This window comes from Streptomyces sp. NPDC104307, from assembly GCF_055584045.1.
In genome coordinates this window covers 170,447-183,998 of sequence record NZ_JBVJMU010000005.1, presented here as the reverse complement: position 1 = coordinate 183,998, position 13,552 = coordinate 170,447, and the positions used below count along the sequence as shown (strand labels likewise).

Annotated in this window: 10 protein-coding genes and 1 pseudogene; 3 read left to right on the top strand and 8 right to left on the bottom strand. The window is 67.2% G+C overall.

Going from position 1 to position 13,552, the window contains the following annotated elements; all coding sequences use genetic code 11:
• Positions 1–26 precede the first annotated feature (26 nt).
• Positions 27–464, bottom strand: a complete 438-nt coding sequence (locus tag ACZ601_RS15995; RefSeq protein WP_440573080.1) for a DUF4442 domain-containing protein — start codon at positions 462–464, stop codon at positions 27–29.
• A 154-nt stretch (positions 465–618) separates the two neighbouring features.
• On the opposite strand from ACZ601_RS15995, the gene ACZ601_RS15990 reads away from it, so the two are divergent.
• Both ACZ601_RS15990 and ACZ601_RS15985 read left to right on the top strand, forming a co-directional pair.
• On the top strand, positions 619–1,713 hold the full coding sequence (locus tag ACZ601_RS15990) for a DUF8017 domain-containing protein (RefSeq protein ID WP_469537944.1): 1,095 nt from the start codon (positions 619–621) through the stop codon (positions 1,711–1,713).
• Positions 1,714–1,767: 54 nt separating this feature from the next.
• Positions 1,768–3,072, top strand: coding sequence for an MFS transporter (locus tag ACZ601_RS15985; RefSeq protein ID WP_469537940.1), 1,305 nt, complete (start codon positions 1,768–1,770; stop codon positions 3,070–3,072).
• Here ACZ601_RS15985 and ACZ601_RS15980 read toward each other — a convergent pair.
• From ACZ601_RS15980 to ACZ601_RS15970, 3 genes and pseudogenes are all read right to left on the bottom strand, one after another.
• Positions 3,034–3,879 (bottom strand): spermidine synthase, encoded by an 846-nt coding sequence (locus ACZ601_RS15980; RefSeq protein ID WP_469537938.1) that lies wholly within the window; start codon positions 3,877–3,879, stop codon positions 3,034–3,036. The two genes, ACZ601_RS15985 and ACZ601_RS15980, sit on opposite strands and share 39 nt — an antisense overlap.
• Before the next feature lie 113 nt (positions 3,880–3,992).
• Positions 3,993–4,901, bottom strand: a pseudogene (locus ACZ601_RS15975) (EF-Tu C-terminal domain-related protein); the annotation flags it as partial.
• A gap of 266 nt (positions 4,902–5,167) precedes the next feature.
• Positions 5,168–5,431 (bottom strand): DUF7848 domain-containing protein, encoded by a 264-nt coding sequence (locus ACZ601_RS15970; RefSeq protein ID WP_469537935.1) that lies wholly within the window; start codon positions 5,429–5,431, stop codon positions 5,168–5,170.
• A gap of 353 nt (positions 5,432–5,784) precedes the next feature.
• Between ACZ601_RS15970 and ACZ601_RS15965 the strand changes: the two genes are divergently transcribed.
• Positions 5,785–6,849, top strand: coding sequence for a helix-turn-helix domain-containing protein (locus ACZ601_RS15965; RefSeq protein ID WP_469537934.1), 1,065 nt, complete (start codon positions 5,785–5,787; stop codon positions 6,847–6,849).
• A 2-nt stretch (positions 6,850–6,851) separates the two neighbouring features.
• On the opposite strand, the gene ACZ601_RS15960 is transcribed toward ACZ601_RS15965, so the two are convergent.
• The 4 genes from ACZ601_RS15960 to ACZ601_RS15945 all read right to left on the bottom strand — a co-directional run bounded on the left by ACZ601_RS15960 (position 6,852) and on the right by ACZ601_RS15945 (position 13,441).
• A complete protein-coding gene (locus ACZ601_RS15960; protein WP_469537931.1) occupies positions 6,852–7,013 on the bottom strand; it encodes a hypothetical protein in 162 nt (53 codons plus the stop codon).
• A 125-nt stretch (positions 7,014–7,138) separates the two neighbouring features.
• Positions 7,139–11,851: a peptidoglycan DD-metalloendopeptidase family protein gene (locus tag ACZ601_RS15955; protein ID WP_469537928.1), complete on the bottom strand. Its 4,713-nt coding sequence runs from the start codon at positions 11,849–11,851 to the stop codon at positions 7,139–7,141.
• Positions 11,848–12,117 carry a hypothetical protein gene (locus tag ACZ601_RS15950; RefSeq protein ID WP_469537925.1) on the bottom strand — a complete coding sequence of 90 codons (270 nt, stop codon included), beginning with the start codon at positions 12,115–12,117 and terminating at the stop codon, positions 11,848–11,850. The genes ACZ601_RS15955 and ACZ601_RS15950 overlap by 4 nt, the downstream gene beginning before the upstream one ends.
• Before the next feature lie 1,075 nt (positions 12,118–13,192).
• Entirely contained in the window at positions 13,193–13,441 is a 249-nt protein-coding gene (locus ACZ601_RS15945; RefSeq protein ID WP_469538509.1) for an HNH endonuclease, read from the bottom strand.
• Positions 13,442–13,552: the final 111 nt, after the last annotated feature.

The window sequence follows — 13,552 nt, the reverse complement described above, 5'->3', positions numbered from 1 at the left end:
GGCAGCCCCTGCCGGGCCGGCCGGACTCAGGCGTTGGGGCGCAGGGTCCAGACCACCGTCATCTCGCCGGTCACCGCGCCGTCCGCGCGCTGGATCCGGATGGCCACGGGAAACTCGGGCCGCTTGCCCGCGTCCAGTTCGGCGACGACTTCGGCCGCCGGCCTGCCGAGGGTGGCGGTCGCGGTGACATCGCCCATGGCCAGCTTCTGGTAGCCGATCTCCGCCTTCACCGCGAGCGGGACGGCGCGCGTCAGCTGGTCCCCGAACGCGGCGATGACTATCGCGCCGCTCGCCGATTCCGCCAGCGTGAACATGGCTCCGGCGTGCGGTCCGCCGACGTGGTTGTGGAAGTCCGTCTGGTCCGGCAGACGGACCACCGCGCGTTCCGCGGTGGACTCCAGGAATTCGAGGTTGAGGGTCCGGACCATCGGAACCGTCGCGGCGAGCATCTCGCCCGCGGTCATCTGTTCAGCGCTCATGGGCCCGATGTTACCGGCCGGTAGGCATGTTTGGCCATGCCCAGGGGATCACCGGGTCCGCACCCGGTCACGTCCTTCACCGTCCGCTCACGGGGGCGGCCGTAGCCGCCCGAGCGGCGCACCTCTATCGTTACTCGCCATGTGGCCAGGACAGCAGCCGCCCGGGGGCGAGCAAAACCCGCAGGACCAGAACCAGAACCCGTATCAGCAGCCGGGTTACCAGCAGCCGAATCCCTACCAGCAGCCGGGATACCAGCAGCCCGGCGCGTCCGGGCCGCAGCCCGGGTACGGCTACCCGCAGCAGGGGCAGCCGGGACAGCAGCAGGGTCAGCCGGGCTACCCGCAGGGCAACCCGTACCAGCAGCCGACCGTTCCGCAGCACTCGGTTCCCGGCCCGCCCGGTCCGCCTCAGCCCGGCAACGACAAGAAGAAGACGACCGTCGTCGCCATCGTCGCGGCGATCGCGGTCGTCGCGGCCGCGGTGGTCACCGGTGTCGTCGTGATGAACAAGAAGGACGACGGCAAGGACGGCAAGAACGTCGCCGACGACAAGAAGTCGTCCGCGCCCGCCAAGCCCTCCGGGTCCGCGTCGTCGCCGGAGGAGAACCCGCGCGGTGCCGAAGACGACGCCAAGCCGCTCATCGCCGGCTGGAAGGTGGTGACCAACCCGAAGTGGGGCACGCAGTTCGACGTGCCCGGCGACTGGGAGGTCTCGTCCCCCACCACGTCCTCCTTCTTCGAGGACGACAAGAAGGGTGACGGCTCACCGCTGATCGGCTTCACGGCGCCCGCCGACTACAAGAGCAAGTGGTGCGTCGACGACTCCGACCACGACGGCATCAAGGAGAACAGCAGCCTGGCCGGAACCGGCACCCGCGGCGCCGAAGGTGCCACGGACGCCGATGTGAACGCCAGGAACGAGGCGGGCACCTGGGCATGGGCCGCCTATGCGCAGCACATGCCGAAGAGCACCATCAAGATCAGCAAGCCGAAGCAGTACACCACCAAGTCGGGTCTGACCGGCAGCCTGGTGACTGCCAAGGCGCCCCACGTCACCAAGAAGAAGAAGTGCGACACGGACGGCAAGTCCATCGCCTTCACCTTCAAGAACAGCAACGGGGCGTTCTCCTCCTGGGTTCTGTACGGTGCCGACTCCGTCCCGGACGAGCTGCCGGACACGACGATCATGAAGATCCTGAGCACCGTGCGCCTGGTGAAGATCACCGAGTCCTGACGCTCCGCGGCAATCCATTTGGCACCACGGGGTCAAGCCAGCGATAGTCCCCTGGTGACAGCCGCCGACCTCGCACCCCCATCGGACCGCCCCTCCCGGGCGGGCCGCAACTACCGGCTGCTGACCGCCGCCGCGATCATCACGGGCCTGGGCACCAACGGCGCGCTGATCGCGGCGGCGTTCGCGGTTCTGGAGTCGGGCGGCGACGCCGGCGACGTGGGACTGGTGGCCGCCGCCAGGACCGCGCCGCTGGTCCTCTTCCTGCTGATCGGCGGGGCGGTCGCGGACCGGCTGCCGCGCCACCGCGTGATGGTGGCGGCCAACACCCTCAACTGCGTGTCACAGGCCGTCTTCGCCTGGCTGGTCCTGGCCGGTGACGCCCGGCTGTGGCAGATGATGGTGCTCACCGCGCTCTGCGGCACCGGGCAGGCCTTCTTCAACCCGGCCGCCGAGGGCATGCTGATGTCCACGGTCAGCGCCGAACAGGCGAGCCGTGCCTTCGCCCTCTTCCGGATGTCCATGCAGGGCGCCGCCATCGGCGGTGCGGCGCTCGGCGGCGCCATGATCGCCGCGATGGACCCCGGCTGGGTACTGGCCATCGACGCCGCCGCCTTCGCGGTGGCCGGAGCCCTGCGCTCCTTCCTCGACGTGAGCCACATCCCCGCGCGCGAACCCGGCGGCGGGCTGCTCGCCGATCTCCGGGACGGCTGGCAGGAGTTCGTCGGCCGCACCTGGCTCTGGGCCGTCGTGGCGCAGTTCTCCGTGGTCGTCGCCGCGGTCGGGGCCGCGGAGGCGGTGTACGGGCCACTGGTCGCCAGGGACGAACTCGGCGGCGCCCGCCCCTGGGGCCTCGCGCTCGCCGCGTTCGGCGTCGGCACCCTGGGCGGGGCGGTGCTGATGATGCGGTGGAAGCCGCGCCGGCTGCTGCTGGCCGGGACGCTCTGCGTCTTCCCGCTGGCCCTGCCCTCGGCGGGGCTCGCCGTGCCTCTCCCGGTAGCCGGGCTCTGCGCGGTGATGTTCGTCAGCGGCGCCGCCATCGAGGTGTTCGGCGTGTCCTGGATGACGGCCCTGCATCAGGAGGTTCCGGAGGAGAAGCTGTCGCGGGTCTCGGCGTACGACTGGTTCGGCTCCGTGGCCATGGTGCCGCTCGCCACCGCGCTCGCCGGTCCGGTGGAGTCGCTGGTCGGGCGCAGCCAGGCGCTGTGGGGCTGCGCGGCGCTGGTCGTCCTGGTCACCGGCGCCGTGCTCTTCGTACCGGACGTGCGCAACCTGACGCGCAGAAGCTCCCCCACCGAGGTGGTGGCGAAGGGCGCCCCGGCGTCAGCCGATGCCGAAGGAGCCGTCGGGCGGCTCGGGTGAGTCGACCGCCTCTTCGTCACCGACCGGCGCGGCGCCCCTGACGAGCGCGGCCACGGCGGCGCCGTACTCGACGCGGGCGGGGAACGCGTCGGCGGCGCAACGGCGGATCAGCGCGGCCGTGTCGAACGGGGTGCGGGAGGCGATCAGGACGACGTTGCCGAAGCGCCGGCCGCGCAGGACGGCCGGCTCCGCGATGATCGCCAGCTCCTCGAAGACGGCCGCGAAGGTGGCCAGCTGCGGGCGCAGGAAGTCGAACGGCGCCCCGTCGGCGAGGTTGGCGGCGTAGACCCCGTCGGCCCGCAGCGCACGTGCCGCGGCCCGCGCGTAGGGCAGGGTGGTCAGGTGGGCGGGCACCCGCGAGCCGCCGAAGACATCCGCGACCAGGACGTCCACGGAGCCGGGCGGGGTCGCCTCCAGGTGTTCACGGGCGTCCGTGCCGTGCACGGTGATTCCACTGCCGTCCGGCAGCGGCAGGTGCTCGGCCACCAGAGCGAGCAGGCCCCGGTCGGCCTCCGCGACGTCCTGCCGGGATCCGGGGCGGGTCGCCGCGACGTAGCGGGGCAGGGTGAGGGCGCCGCCGCCGAGGTGCAGCACGTCGAGCGGTGCGCCCGGTTCCGCGACGCGGTCCACGACGTGGGCGAGCCGTCTCGTGTACTCGAACTCCAGGTGTTCCGGAGCGTCCAGGTCGACGTACGACTGGGGTGCCCCGTCGACGGTCAGCAGCCAGGCCCGCTCCCGGTCCACGTCGGGGAGCAGTCTGGCGGTGCCCATATCCACGTCGCGGATGACCGGTATCGACTCGTTCACTTCCCCATTGTGCGGTGCCCGGACGGCTGTTCATGACCGCTGCGCCCGGTGCCCGGTCCGTCTCCCACGGGTTCGGGAGACGGACCGGGCCGTGCGGCGTTACGGCTCCGGGCTCAGAGCAGGCCGGTGACCGTACCGGCCCCGATCGTGCGGCCGCCCTCGCGGATGGCGAAGCCGAGGCCGGTCTCCAGCGGTATGTCCCGGCCCAGCTCGACGGTCATGGTGACCGTCTCACCGGGGCGCGCCACCGCCACCGCGCCGAGGTCGACGTCGCCGACGACGTCCGCGGTGCGGATGTAGAACTGCGGCCGGTAGCCGGTGGCGACCGGGGTGGTCCGGCCGCCCTCCCGCCCCGACAGGACGTACACCTGCGCGGTGAAGCGCCGGCTCGGGGTCACGCTGCCCGGCGCCGCGACGACGTGCCCGCGGCGCACCCGGTCCCGCTCGACCCCGCGCAGGAGCAGCGCGACGTTGTCGCCGGCCTCCGCGGACTCCATCGGCTTGCCGAAGGTCTCCAGACCGGTGACGACCGTCTCGATGTCCGCGCCGAGCACCGACACACGGTCACCGACGCGGACGGTCCCGCGCTCCACCGCGCCGGTGACGACCGTGCCCCGGCCGGTGATGGTCAGGACGTTCTCCACCGGCAGCAGGAACGGCGCGTCGGTGTAGCGCACCGGCATCGGTACATAGGTGTCGACGGCGTCGAGCAACGCCTCGACCGCCCCCGTCCAGCGCGGGTCGCCCTCCAGCGCCCGCAGGCCGGAGACCCGCACGACGGGCACGGTGTCGCCGCCGTAGCCGTGCGCGGACAGCAGCTCGCGCACCTCCAGCTCGACCAGGTCGGCCAGCTCGGGGTCACCCGCGTCCGCCTTGTTCAGGGCGACGACGATGTGGTCGACGCCCACCTGGCGGGCGAGCAGCACGTGCTCGGCGGTCTGCGGCATGATCCCTTCGAGCGCGGAGACGACGAGGATCGCCCCGTCGAGCTGGGCGGCGCCGGTCACCATGTTCTTGATGTACGTAGTTTGCGCACCCTGTCATGACTCTAACTCACGTCTCTGACCAGCAAAGCGCCCCGTCCTCCGTCTTCCATCGACGGGGAACGGGGCTACAGGACGGACCGGGGCCGGCTGTCGACCTCACGGGGAGGACCAGCCCCGGCCGCCCTCCGCGCGACGGAGGTGACGCCCCTGACGCGCGGGTCTATGAGGAGGAGGCAGGGCCGTCGGGTGGGATGACCCTGCCCCCTCTTTCGCGCACGCCGACGAGTGCGCGGAGGCCGCACCTACGTACCGGAGGACGCTGCGGGCGTCCCGGGCAGGGGTGCGGAGCCTGGTTCGCTCTCACGGACGACGAAGGCGCTGCCCGTCACGGTCCGTGTGAACTGCCGGTGGTTGCTTCGGCCGGCGTGCTCGATGCATTCCACGTCGACGCGCTCCCCGTCCGTCGACGGCTCGGCGGTCCACCCACAGTTGGTGCAGCGGGCTGCGTACGTCGGCGCGATGTCGGGATGAGCGACGATCCGGTGCACGAGGCTGCGAAGTATCATCCGGGGTCTCATCAGGCCGACGTCTTCCCGTGGGGCTGCCGGACCGCCGACTCTCCGCGAGGGTGCCTGGTGATCTCGACGTTGCAGTCCGTGACGGTCGACAAGTCCCCTGCGTTACGGGCCTCTTCTCGCTGCCGTCCCAGAGCCGCGCAAATGTCGCATCCGAAGTTCGGGATCGGCTCTGGCAACTGCGTCGCAGGGTCCGTCAGAAAGACCGGTCCCGTCATCATTGTGATGTCCATACCCGCTCCTCCACATCAGCCGTGTCGTCTGACATCGAGCTTTACTCAGGCATGCGCTCCCATGTGGTGACTGGACGGTGACTAACCGGTGACTGCGACTATCCTGGAGCTATGCAAGATGGGGAGTTCGTGGCCGGTGTCCGCGAGGCGCTAAGTCGCCGCGGGCTGTCTATTCGCGCTGCGGCTAAGGCGCTCAGCTACGATCACGCTTACCTGTCGCGTGTGCTGTCGGGTAAGCAAGCGCCCTCCCCGCAGCTAGTCGAGTCCTTAGATGCGCTACTGGGTCCGGCCGAGCCAGACGTGCCCCCCACCGACATGGCTGAGACCACGTACGTCAAAGGGGCCGTAGCTCATTTGCTGGAGCACGATAATCGATACGGCGGGGCGCACATTGCTGATGCGGCGGTCCAGGTGTGGCGCGCCGAACAGCGGAAACTAGACCGTCTGACGGATCCAACCATGTGGCACCTGTCGGCCGTCGGAGAGATCGCTCAAGTGGCCGGCTGGATTCTCTTCGACGCTCACCGCACTGATGAGGCACGGCAGGCGTTCATGGAGTCACAGATGCTGGCTCGTCAGGCTGGAGATCGCCCCCGTACGTGGTTCGCACTGGACATGATCGCCATGCAGGATGTCCAGACGGGACGAACCGGGGAGGCTCTCCGGATTGCTGACGATCTGCTGTCCCAGCCCGGCGTTCCTCCCCGGGTGGCGCTGATCGCGCGTGTACGCCGAGCGCGCGCGCTGGCGCAGGCAGGACACCGGCAGCGAAGTCTCACCGAGGTGCGCACCTCCCTTGGCGCACTGCAAGACTCGATCACCGCCCGCGATCCGGAGTGGACATGGTGGGTGAACGAGGCTGAAGTGATCGGGCACCATGGGGAAGTCCTGCTATCACTCGGAGACCACGCAGCCGCCGTGCCGCACCTTCAGAAGGCCAGGAGCCTCGTTCAGTCCGGAGGGCGTGGGGATCTGTACTACAGCGTGGCAGAGCTGACGGCGCTGACGGCCGCCAAGGCATGGAGAGACTGTGACACGCTGCTGTCTAGCATGACTCCTATGCTGGACACCGTCGCATCGACGCGCAGTAGAGCGCGTCTCACACAGACGTTGCGCGCCATAGACCGCGATGCCCCCGCCTGGCTAACGGCAACCGCACGGGAGCTTGCGGCCTGACTTCAGACGGGAAAGCCCATCGCACGAGCGTGCTGACGGTACGCCTTGCCGTGCCAGGCTGAGCAGTAGCGCTTGATCTTGCCGGGGCCAGGCTTCTGTTCCACCTCAGCACCACAGCGCAGGCACGACGTGGGCAGGCTCTTGGCGGGCTGCGTGTAGTCCATGGCGATGTCCTCCTGGTGGTGTACGGGGAAGCCCTGTACGGATCCATGTCGGCTTCGTGCAGGGCGAGTTGGGAAGTGTGTGACGGCCCCGTCGGCATGTCGCCAGTGGGGCCGTAGAGGGTGCGTCAGACGTAGCGGCCGGCGACGAGTGCCCGCCCGGTGTCGGCGTCGTACAACTCGATCCGCTGATCGATCACGCCGGAGACCTCACGGCCGTCCAGGTAGGTCTTGGAGATCACCTGAATGTTGGGCACTGATGTTCCGCCGCCCCTTTGGCCTGCGGCCTCGCGGAACATTGCCCGCGTGTCCGTGTTGCTGATGACCTGGGACGGGGAGCTGAAATACGCCAGCTCCGGACCGTTCTCACCGACCATGGAGAACTGACCGACGGGCGGGTAACCGCCGTTGGCGTAGCCGCCTGGCCGCCCGTACGCCTTGCCCAAGTTGCCGTAGGCCGCCTTCGCGTAGCGCATGGAGGAGTAGACGTTCGCCAGGGGGTCAATCGAGACCCCGTGCAGGAACGGTCCCGTCTTGCTCATGGAGCCGGCGTAGTGCTGGAACGTCGGCCGGATGACCTGCATCAATCCGGTGCTCGGGTAGCCCGCCCTCGCGTTGGAGTCCCAGTTGTTGACCGCGCGGGGGTCACCGCCCGACTCCTGGTTCATGCGCTGGAGTGTCACGTCAGCGTAGGACGACGGGTTGCCTGTCAGGCGAAGTGCCTGGCTGACCACTCCGCGCCAGCGCTGCACGCCGCTTCCGCCGCTACCGGCGCCGTTCTCCAGGTAGCCCATGGGGTCAATGGCCTTGCCCCTGAGCCGCGCCTCCAGATGGAGGTGAGGGCCGGTGACGTTGCCCGTCGCGCCCACCTTGCCGATGACCTGGCCCTGCTTCACAGCAGTGCCGACCGTCGTCAGGATGCGGCTCATGTGCGCGTACAGCGACGAGAGACCGCCACCATGGTTGATCATGACGTGGTTCCCGTACGGGCCGCCGGACGTCGCCATGGAGACGCGGCCTTCAGCTACAGCCTTGACAGGCACGCCCAGGGCCGCCGGGAAGTCGAGCCCGGTGTGATGTCCGGACGACCACATGGAGCCGGAGGCGCCGAATCTCGTACCGTACGGGACATTGACTGGCTTGGCCCAGGTGCCGTTGCCGCCTCCGCCGCCTCCGAATCCGATGAGGTCCAGCGCCCTATCCTTCAGGCTGCTGAGCATCTGTCCCGGAATCTTCGTGATGGACTTCGCCCAAGGATTGGTGAGCAACCCCTTCATCTGCTTACCGATGAAGCTCTTCGCCTTGTCAAAGAGGTGTGCAGGATTCAGGAAATCCACCGCTCCGGATGCCTTGTCCTTGACCCAGTCGATAATTCCGCCGTTCTTGAACGCTGGCATTCCGTTGGAGATCGCACGCTGAACCCCACTGACGCCGCCTGAGCGGGCAGCAGCATTCCACGAGTTGATCTTATCGGCGCCAATCGCACGCGTCCATTCCGGCCGCATGATCGCCTCACCGCCACCGACGGCTACAACACGATCGTCACGGCCCGGGGAATACCCGGACATGATGCCGCCGGTTGCGAAGCCCTTTAGGTCCATAGGCTTCAGATCTGAGGCGCCAGTAATTGCCGCAACGTGGTTCCACAACGGCACGATGCCCCTGTTGTAGACGCGATCGATGATGATTCGGACAGGTTCTTTGACAACGCCCTTGACGCCGTCCCAGGCAGTTTTGATGTTCTTCTTGGCGGTCTTGAACGCGTCGACAACGAGCCCCATCGCGGCCTTGATGTTGTCGAACGGCGGCTTTATGCCTCGGTTATACAGCGTCGATGCAGCTTCACCGATCCACCCGAAGACCGGGCTAATGATGTGGTTCCACAACCACTTTGCCGCCGTGCCCAGCGTATCGAGCGAATCCTTGGAGTTCTTCATGGCGGGCTTGATCGCGTTGTCGTACAGCGACGTCGCGCTATCACCGATCCATCCGAAGACAGGACTGATGATTCCGGTCCACAGCGCGCTAGCTGCTTCACCGATGGACGTGAATGCGGGGCTGATAGCCTTTTCCCACAGCCACGTTCCGATGTCTCCCAGAGCCTGAAAAGCCAGGTAGGCGGGCAGGAGGAGGACTGTGACAAGGGCCGTGAACAGGAGCTGAGTCGCCTCCGCGATGAAGTCGAAAGACGGCTTGATGGCCTTTTCCCAAAGCCAGACTGCGACGGCCCCGACAGCCTGCATGGCGGCCCAGATTCCATCGAATGTGGGCTTCAGTGCGTTGTCCCAGAGACCCAGAGTTCCGGCCTTCAGAGCGGCCCACGTGCCGTCGACAGCTACACGGAACCAGTCGCAATGCTGGTAAGCGAGGATGAGACCCGCGGCGAGCAGTCCGACGACGATTACCACGGCTCGGATGATCGGGAGGATTCCCGTTGCGTTGAGAACGGTCCCGAATCCCGCCGTTGCTATGGCGGAGAGCAGCATCACCGATTGATAGACGGTCATCGCTGCGGAGAACGCGACCATTCCGAGGGCAACGGCTTTCTGTGCCGCCCAGAGTCCCCACAACGCCTGTACAACGCCGGGGTTCTCCGTCGCAACCTTACTGATCGCGGCGAAAACGGGCCCAACGATCGCCATCATCGTCGTCGATAGGGGTGCTACGGCCTTTGATACGTCCAGAGCGGCCATCAGAATTTGCCCGATGAAGTGGGCCAATCCGGGAGAGGTTTCCTTGACGTACGCGAGAAATTTCTCGAAGCCTGGACTTCCCTTAAGGGACGTGCCCCACTTTGCGAACCGAGCGGTGATTCCGTCCGACTTCGTCGCTATCCCGTCCATATGCGGCAGGAAGGCATCGATAACGCCTGCGGCACCCTTTAGGACGTTGCCAAGCGCTGTTCCCATTCCAACAATGGCAGGCTTCACGCTATTCGTGATGTCGTCCTTGAAATCACGCCAAAACGGCGTCTTGAGTTCCCCGCTCGCCTTCGCCTGAAGGACTCCAATTGCGGAAGCTGCGGCCAGTACGATCGGCGTCAGTCCCGGGAGTGAGTTCGTCGCACCTTCGACGGCCGTCGTGAAGAGGGGAAGGACCGCGGGTTGTAGCGACGTCTGCCATGTCTTGAAGGCGGAGGTGAGTCCGTCAGATCCTGCGATGGCGTCGAAGAGGTCTCTGCCGGCTGGAGTCAGGTTCGCAAGTGCCTCACGGTACTCATCGGCCTTTGTGCGTGCGGTGGTCGTAGCCGTCGACGACGTGAGTTGAGCGGACGCCAAGCCGCGCTGCGCGTTGGCCACGGACTCTGACGCAGAGACCTGCGCATCGGCCGCAGACCGTACGGCGTCAGCGACCTTTTCCTGTGCATCGGTGACGGACTGCGCACCGTCACGGGCCGTCTTGGCCGCCGCATCCTGCGCCTTCGCGACGGCCTCTGTCTGCGTAGCTACGTCGTGCTGAGCGTCACTGACACGCACCGTCGCGCTACGAACGGCGTCCGAGCCATCGACGCCGGCCTTCTGCTGCTTGGCCGCGGACTTCTGCAAGTCAGAGTAGTTCTGCGCCTGCTCCTTGGCCGACTGCCTTGCGCGATCCAGGGTGAGGCGCGCGGACTCCTTCTGAAGCTGAGTGGCCTTAGGGTCCGCCAGCGTGGCGTTCAGATCCTCCTGAGCCTGCTGGACGCGGAGAGTTGCCTCGCGCTGGTCCAGGGCACCGTCTGTGAGCTGATCGTTCAGAGCCTTCAGCTGCTGTGCGGCGTCGGCCCGTGCAGCGGTGAGATCCTGCTCGGCCTGACGTGCCAAACGCTGAGCGTCGACGAGGCTCTGTTCCGCACGCTTGACGGCCTCCGCAGCCTGCTGGCGTCGCTCTGCGGACTGCTCGGCGGCGTCGGCTACCGCGCGCTGAGCCTGTACGACAGCGCGTTCTGCGGACTCGATCGCTTTCGCGGCGTTGCGGTGAGCCGTGGCCAACGTAGCTTGAGCGCCCGCTAGTTGGAGCGCCTTCGATGCTGCAACAGTCGACGACGAGGCGCTGTTGTCCGTCGCCCGTGCCGCCTCGTCTTCCGCGGCGGTCTTGAGCTGAATCACGCTCGTGACTTGCTTCACGGCGGGAATGGCGGCCAGCGCTACCGCACCTACGCCGGCCCCGGCTGCAACAGCCATGGAAGCGACAGCGCCCAGCCCTGCGGCGAGCACCGGGCCCAGCGGGATGGCCGTCAGTGCGGCTACCTGGATACCGAGCGACATCAGCGCCGAACTGGCCTGCGAGGCATCGACGTGGGCGGGAACGTTGATCCGCTTCCGGTCGACGCTGTCGATCTCTTCTCGGATCGCGACGAGCGCCGCTCGTGCGGCGGCTGTGTCGGCGCGAACCTGCACGTTCGGGTGTTCAGCGCCGAGCCGGCGAAGCTGCTCCTCGATCCGGAGGACTTCCGAGCGCGCCGCCCCGGCATCAACGTCAATGCCGATGCGTTTGCCGCTCAGTTGCTCCAACTTTGCGCGAAGGCGCGCTAGTTCGGCGTCAACGCCTTCATCACCGAGGCGGACGTCAAGCTTGGGCATGCTCTTGAAAGCAAGCTCCAACTTTGCGCGAAGGCTGCGGGAGAACGCTCCTCCAGCATCGTCACCGGACCGTCCCGCTGCGACTACCCCTGCTCGCCCACCGGTACGGATCGCGTCCGGGATGGCGAGGACGATGTTGCGGCTGATGGCGTCGCCCATGCGTTCACCGACGTCGCGCCCCACACGGTCCGCGACCGGGAGGAGCGCCGCCTTCAGCCGCGGGTGAAAGTCACGGGTGTATGGAACAACGTCAACGCCGGCTTGACCGACGATGGCAGTCACTCCCCACCCCCCGTCAAGTCCTCCAGTTCTCCGGGCTGCTCCCGCAGGTCCAGCAGCGTCGACAGGACGTCAAGGCGGTGCGCGCGACGCTCGATGACGGGTGAGTAATCCGACTGCGCGACGGACACGGCTGCCTCGCACCACTCCTTGCAGGAGCGGGAACAGTAGGCGAAGAAGTCCAGCTCTCCGCCCCCCGTGAACGTCGGCATGGGGGTGAAGCGGCACGTCGGCCGCAGACAGGTTGGGTCGCGCAGCGTTGCGCTCATGGGTCCTCCGTCGGGATGCACGAGAGCCCCTTAGCGCTCGGCTAAGGGGCTCTCGTCAGTCGGTTGGGGTGTTGCGGGTGCGGTTACCGGAAGCGTGCGGAGACGTCCTCTACGGCCTTCATGAACACCGCGTACCGCGGGGTGGCGCCGTTCCCGTATTCGACGGCAAGTGCGTGGGGAGCGGTGTTGAGGACTCGTGCTCCGGCTCGTCGACGAGGCGTCCCGCGCCAGGGCACGTTCTTCTCAATCGGGATGACGTCGAAGGAGCGGGAGTAAAGACCGGAATGCCGATCTTTCGCCGGGTCACCGACGGGCGCATGAGCCTCCGCAGCTTGCTTGACCTCCAGGGCAGCGACTCGGCAAGCAAGTTGGATGCCAGGAAGTTTCATCAGCCGGCCGATGCCTTCGAAGTCGCCTCGGTAGCGCGAACGGAAGGCCATCAGTGCGCCCCGGGCGTGCGACGGCGCTCCGTGGGGATCTCCGTGCGAAAGACTCCGGGCACGTTGACCGCGAACGACGCACGGGCGTTCAGGGCGACGGCAAGGCGGGCTAGTTCAGCGCGCTCCTCGTCCGCCTCCGGGCCGCTTGCACCCTTCACGGCCTGAGTTCGCTTGAGCCAGACGTGACAGTGACCGCCACAAGTCTTGTACGACGGCGCAGCGTCGAACGGGCATTCTCTCCACCGGCATCGCGGGTTGGGGATCATGGTTGCTCCTCCAGAGCTGGTGAAAGGTAAAGAAAAGGCAAAGCGCGTGTCATATTCGCAGGTTCTCGAATCGCGAATGCGTTACGGCAACAGCGCGCCCACCTGCCGTTTTACGATTTGCTGTCACACTTACTGCGAACAGTCTGCGCGTGGCTCTTGATCGCCTGCCGCGCTCGATCCATCGCACGGGGCTGCTCAAGGGGCGTCAGATGGGCGCCCAGAGGGCCCTAAATGGGCCTCAGGGAAACGTGACCGCTGGATCCCCAGACCCGTACGCACTGCGAGGATTAGCCCACTTACGACCAGCGTGATGATCGACTGGGGATCATCCCCTGGGGTATCCGCAGGTCAGAGGCTTGCGGCCTGTGCTCAGTCGTCCAACGCGGGGTGCGTCGGCGCCGGCCGGTGCACGCTCTTGCGCGTGAGGGCTGCTGCTGTGCCTCCCTCACTGCTGCTCTTCTGGGCATGATGCCAAGCGCAGAGCAGTGCGAGGTTGTCCATGTCCGACGATCCTCCGAGCGAGTCAGGCACGATGTGATCCACGTCGTTGCCTGGTAGATCGCACCTGCGTCCGTCGGAGTAGCGGGCTGTGCACTGTCCACCGTCACGGCGGATCACCCGACGTCGCAGGGCTGCCCAGTTGCGGGGCAACCGTGAGCGTCTAGTACTCCCACCCCATGCGCTCACACGCGCTCCTTCCGGTCGTGAGGATGGGCCTCCGTGAGTCGC

Bases quoted from the DNA above. Each gene is read 5' to 3' on its own strand.
- ACZ601_RS15950 (WP_469537925.1), bottom strand. From the start codon at position 12,117: ATGAGCGCAACGCTGCGCGACCCAACCTGTCTGCGGCCGACGTGCCGC.
- ACZ601_RS15990 (WP_469537944.1), top strand. From the start codon at position 619: ATGTGGCCAGGACAGCAGCCGCCCGGGGGCGAGCAAAACCCGCAGGAC.
- ACZ601_RS15960 (WP_469537931.1), bottom strand. From the start codon at position 7,013: ATGGACTACACGCAGCCCGCCAAGAGCCTGCCCACGTCGTGCCTGCGC.
- ACZ601_RS15970 (WP_469537935.1), bottom strand. From the start codon at position 5,431: ATGATACTTCGCAGCCTCGTGCACCGGATCGTCGCTCATCCCGACATC.
- ACZ601_RS15995 (WP_440573080.1), bottom strand. From the start codon at position 464: ATGACCGCGGGCGAGATGCTCGCCGCGACGGTTCCGATGGTCCGGACC.
- ACZ601_RS15965 (WP_469537934.1), top strand. From the start codon at position 5,785: ATGCAAGATGGGGAGTTCGTGGCCGGTGTCCGCGAGGCGCTAAGTCGC.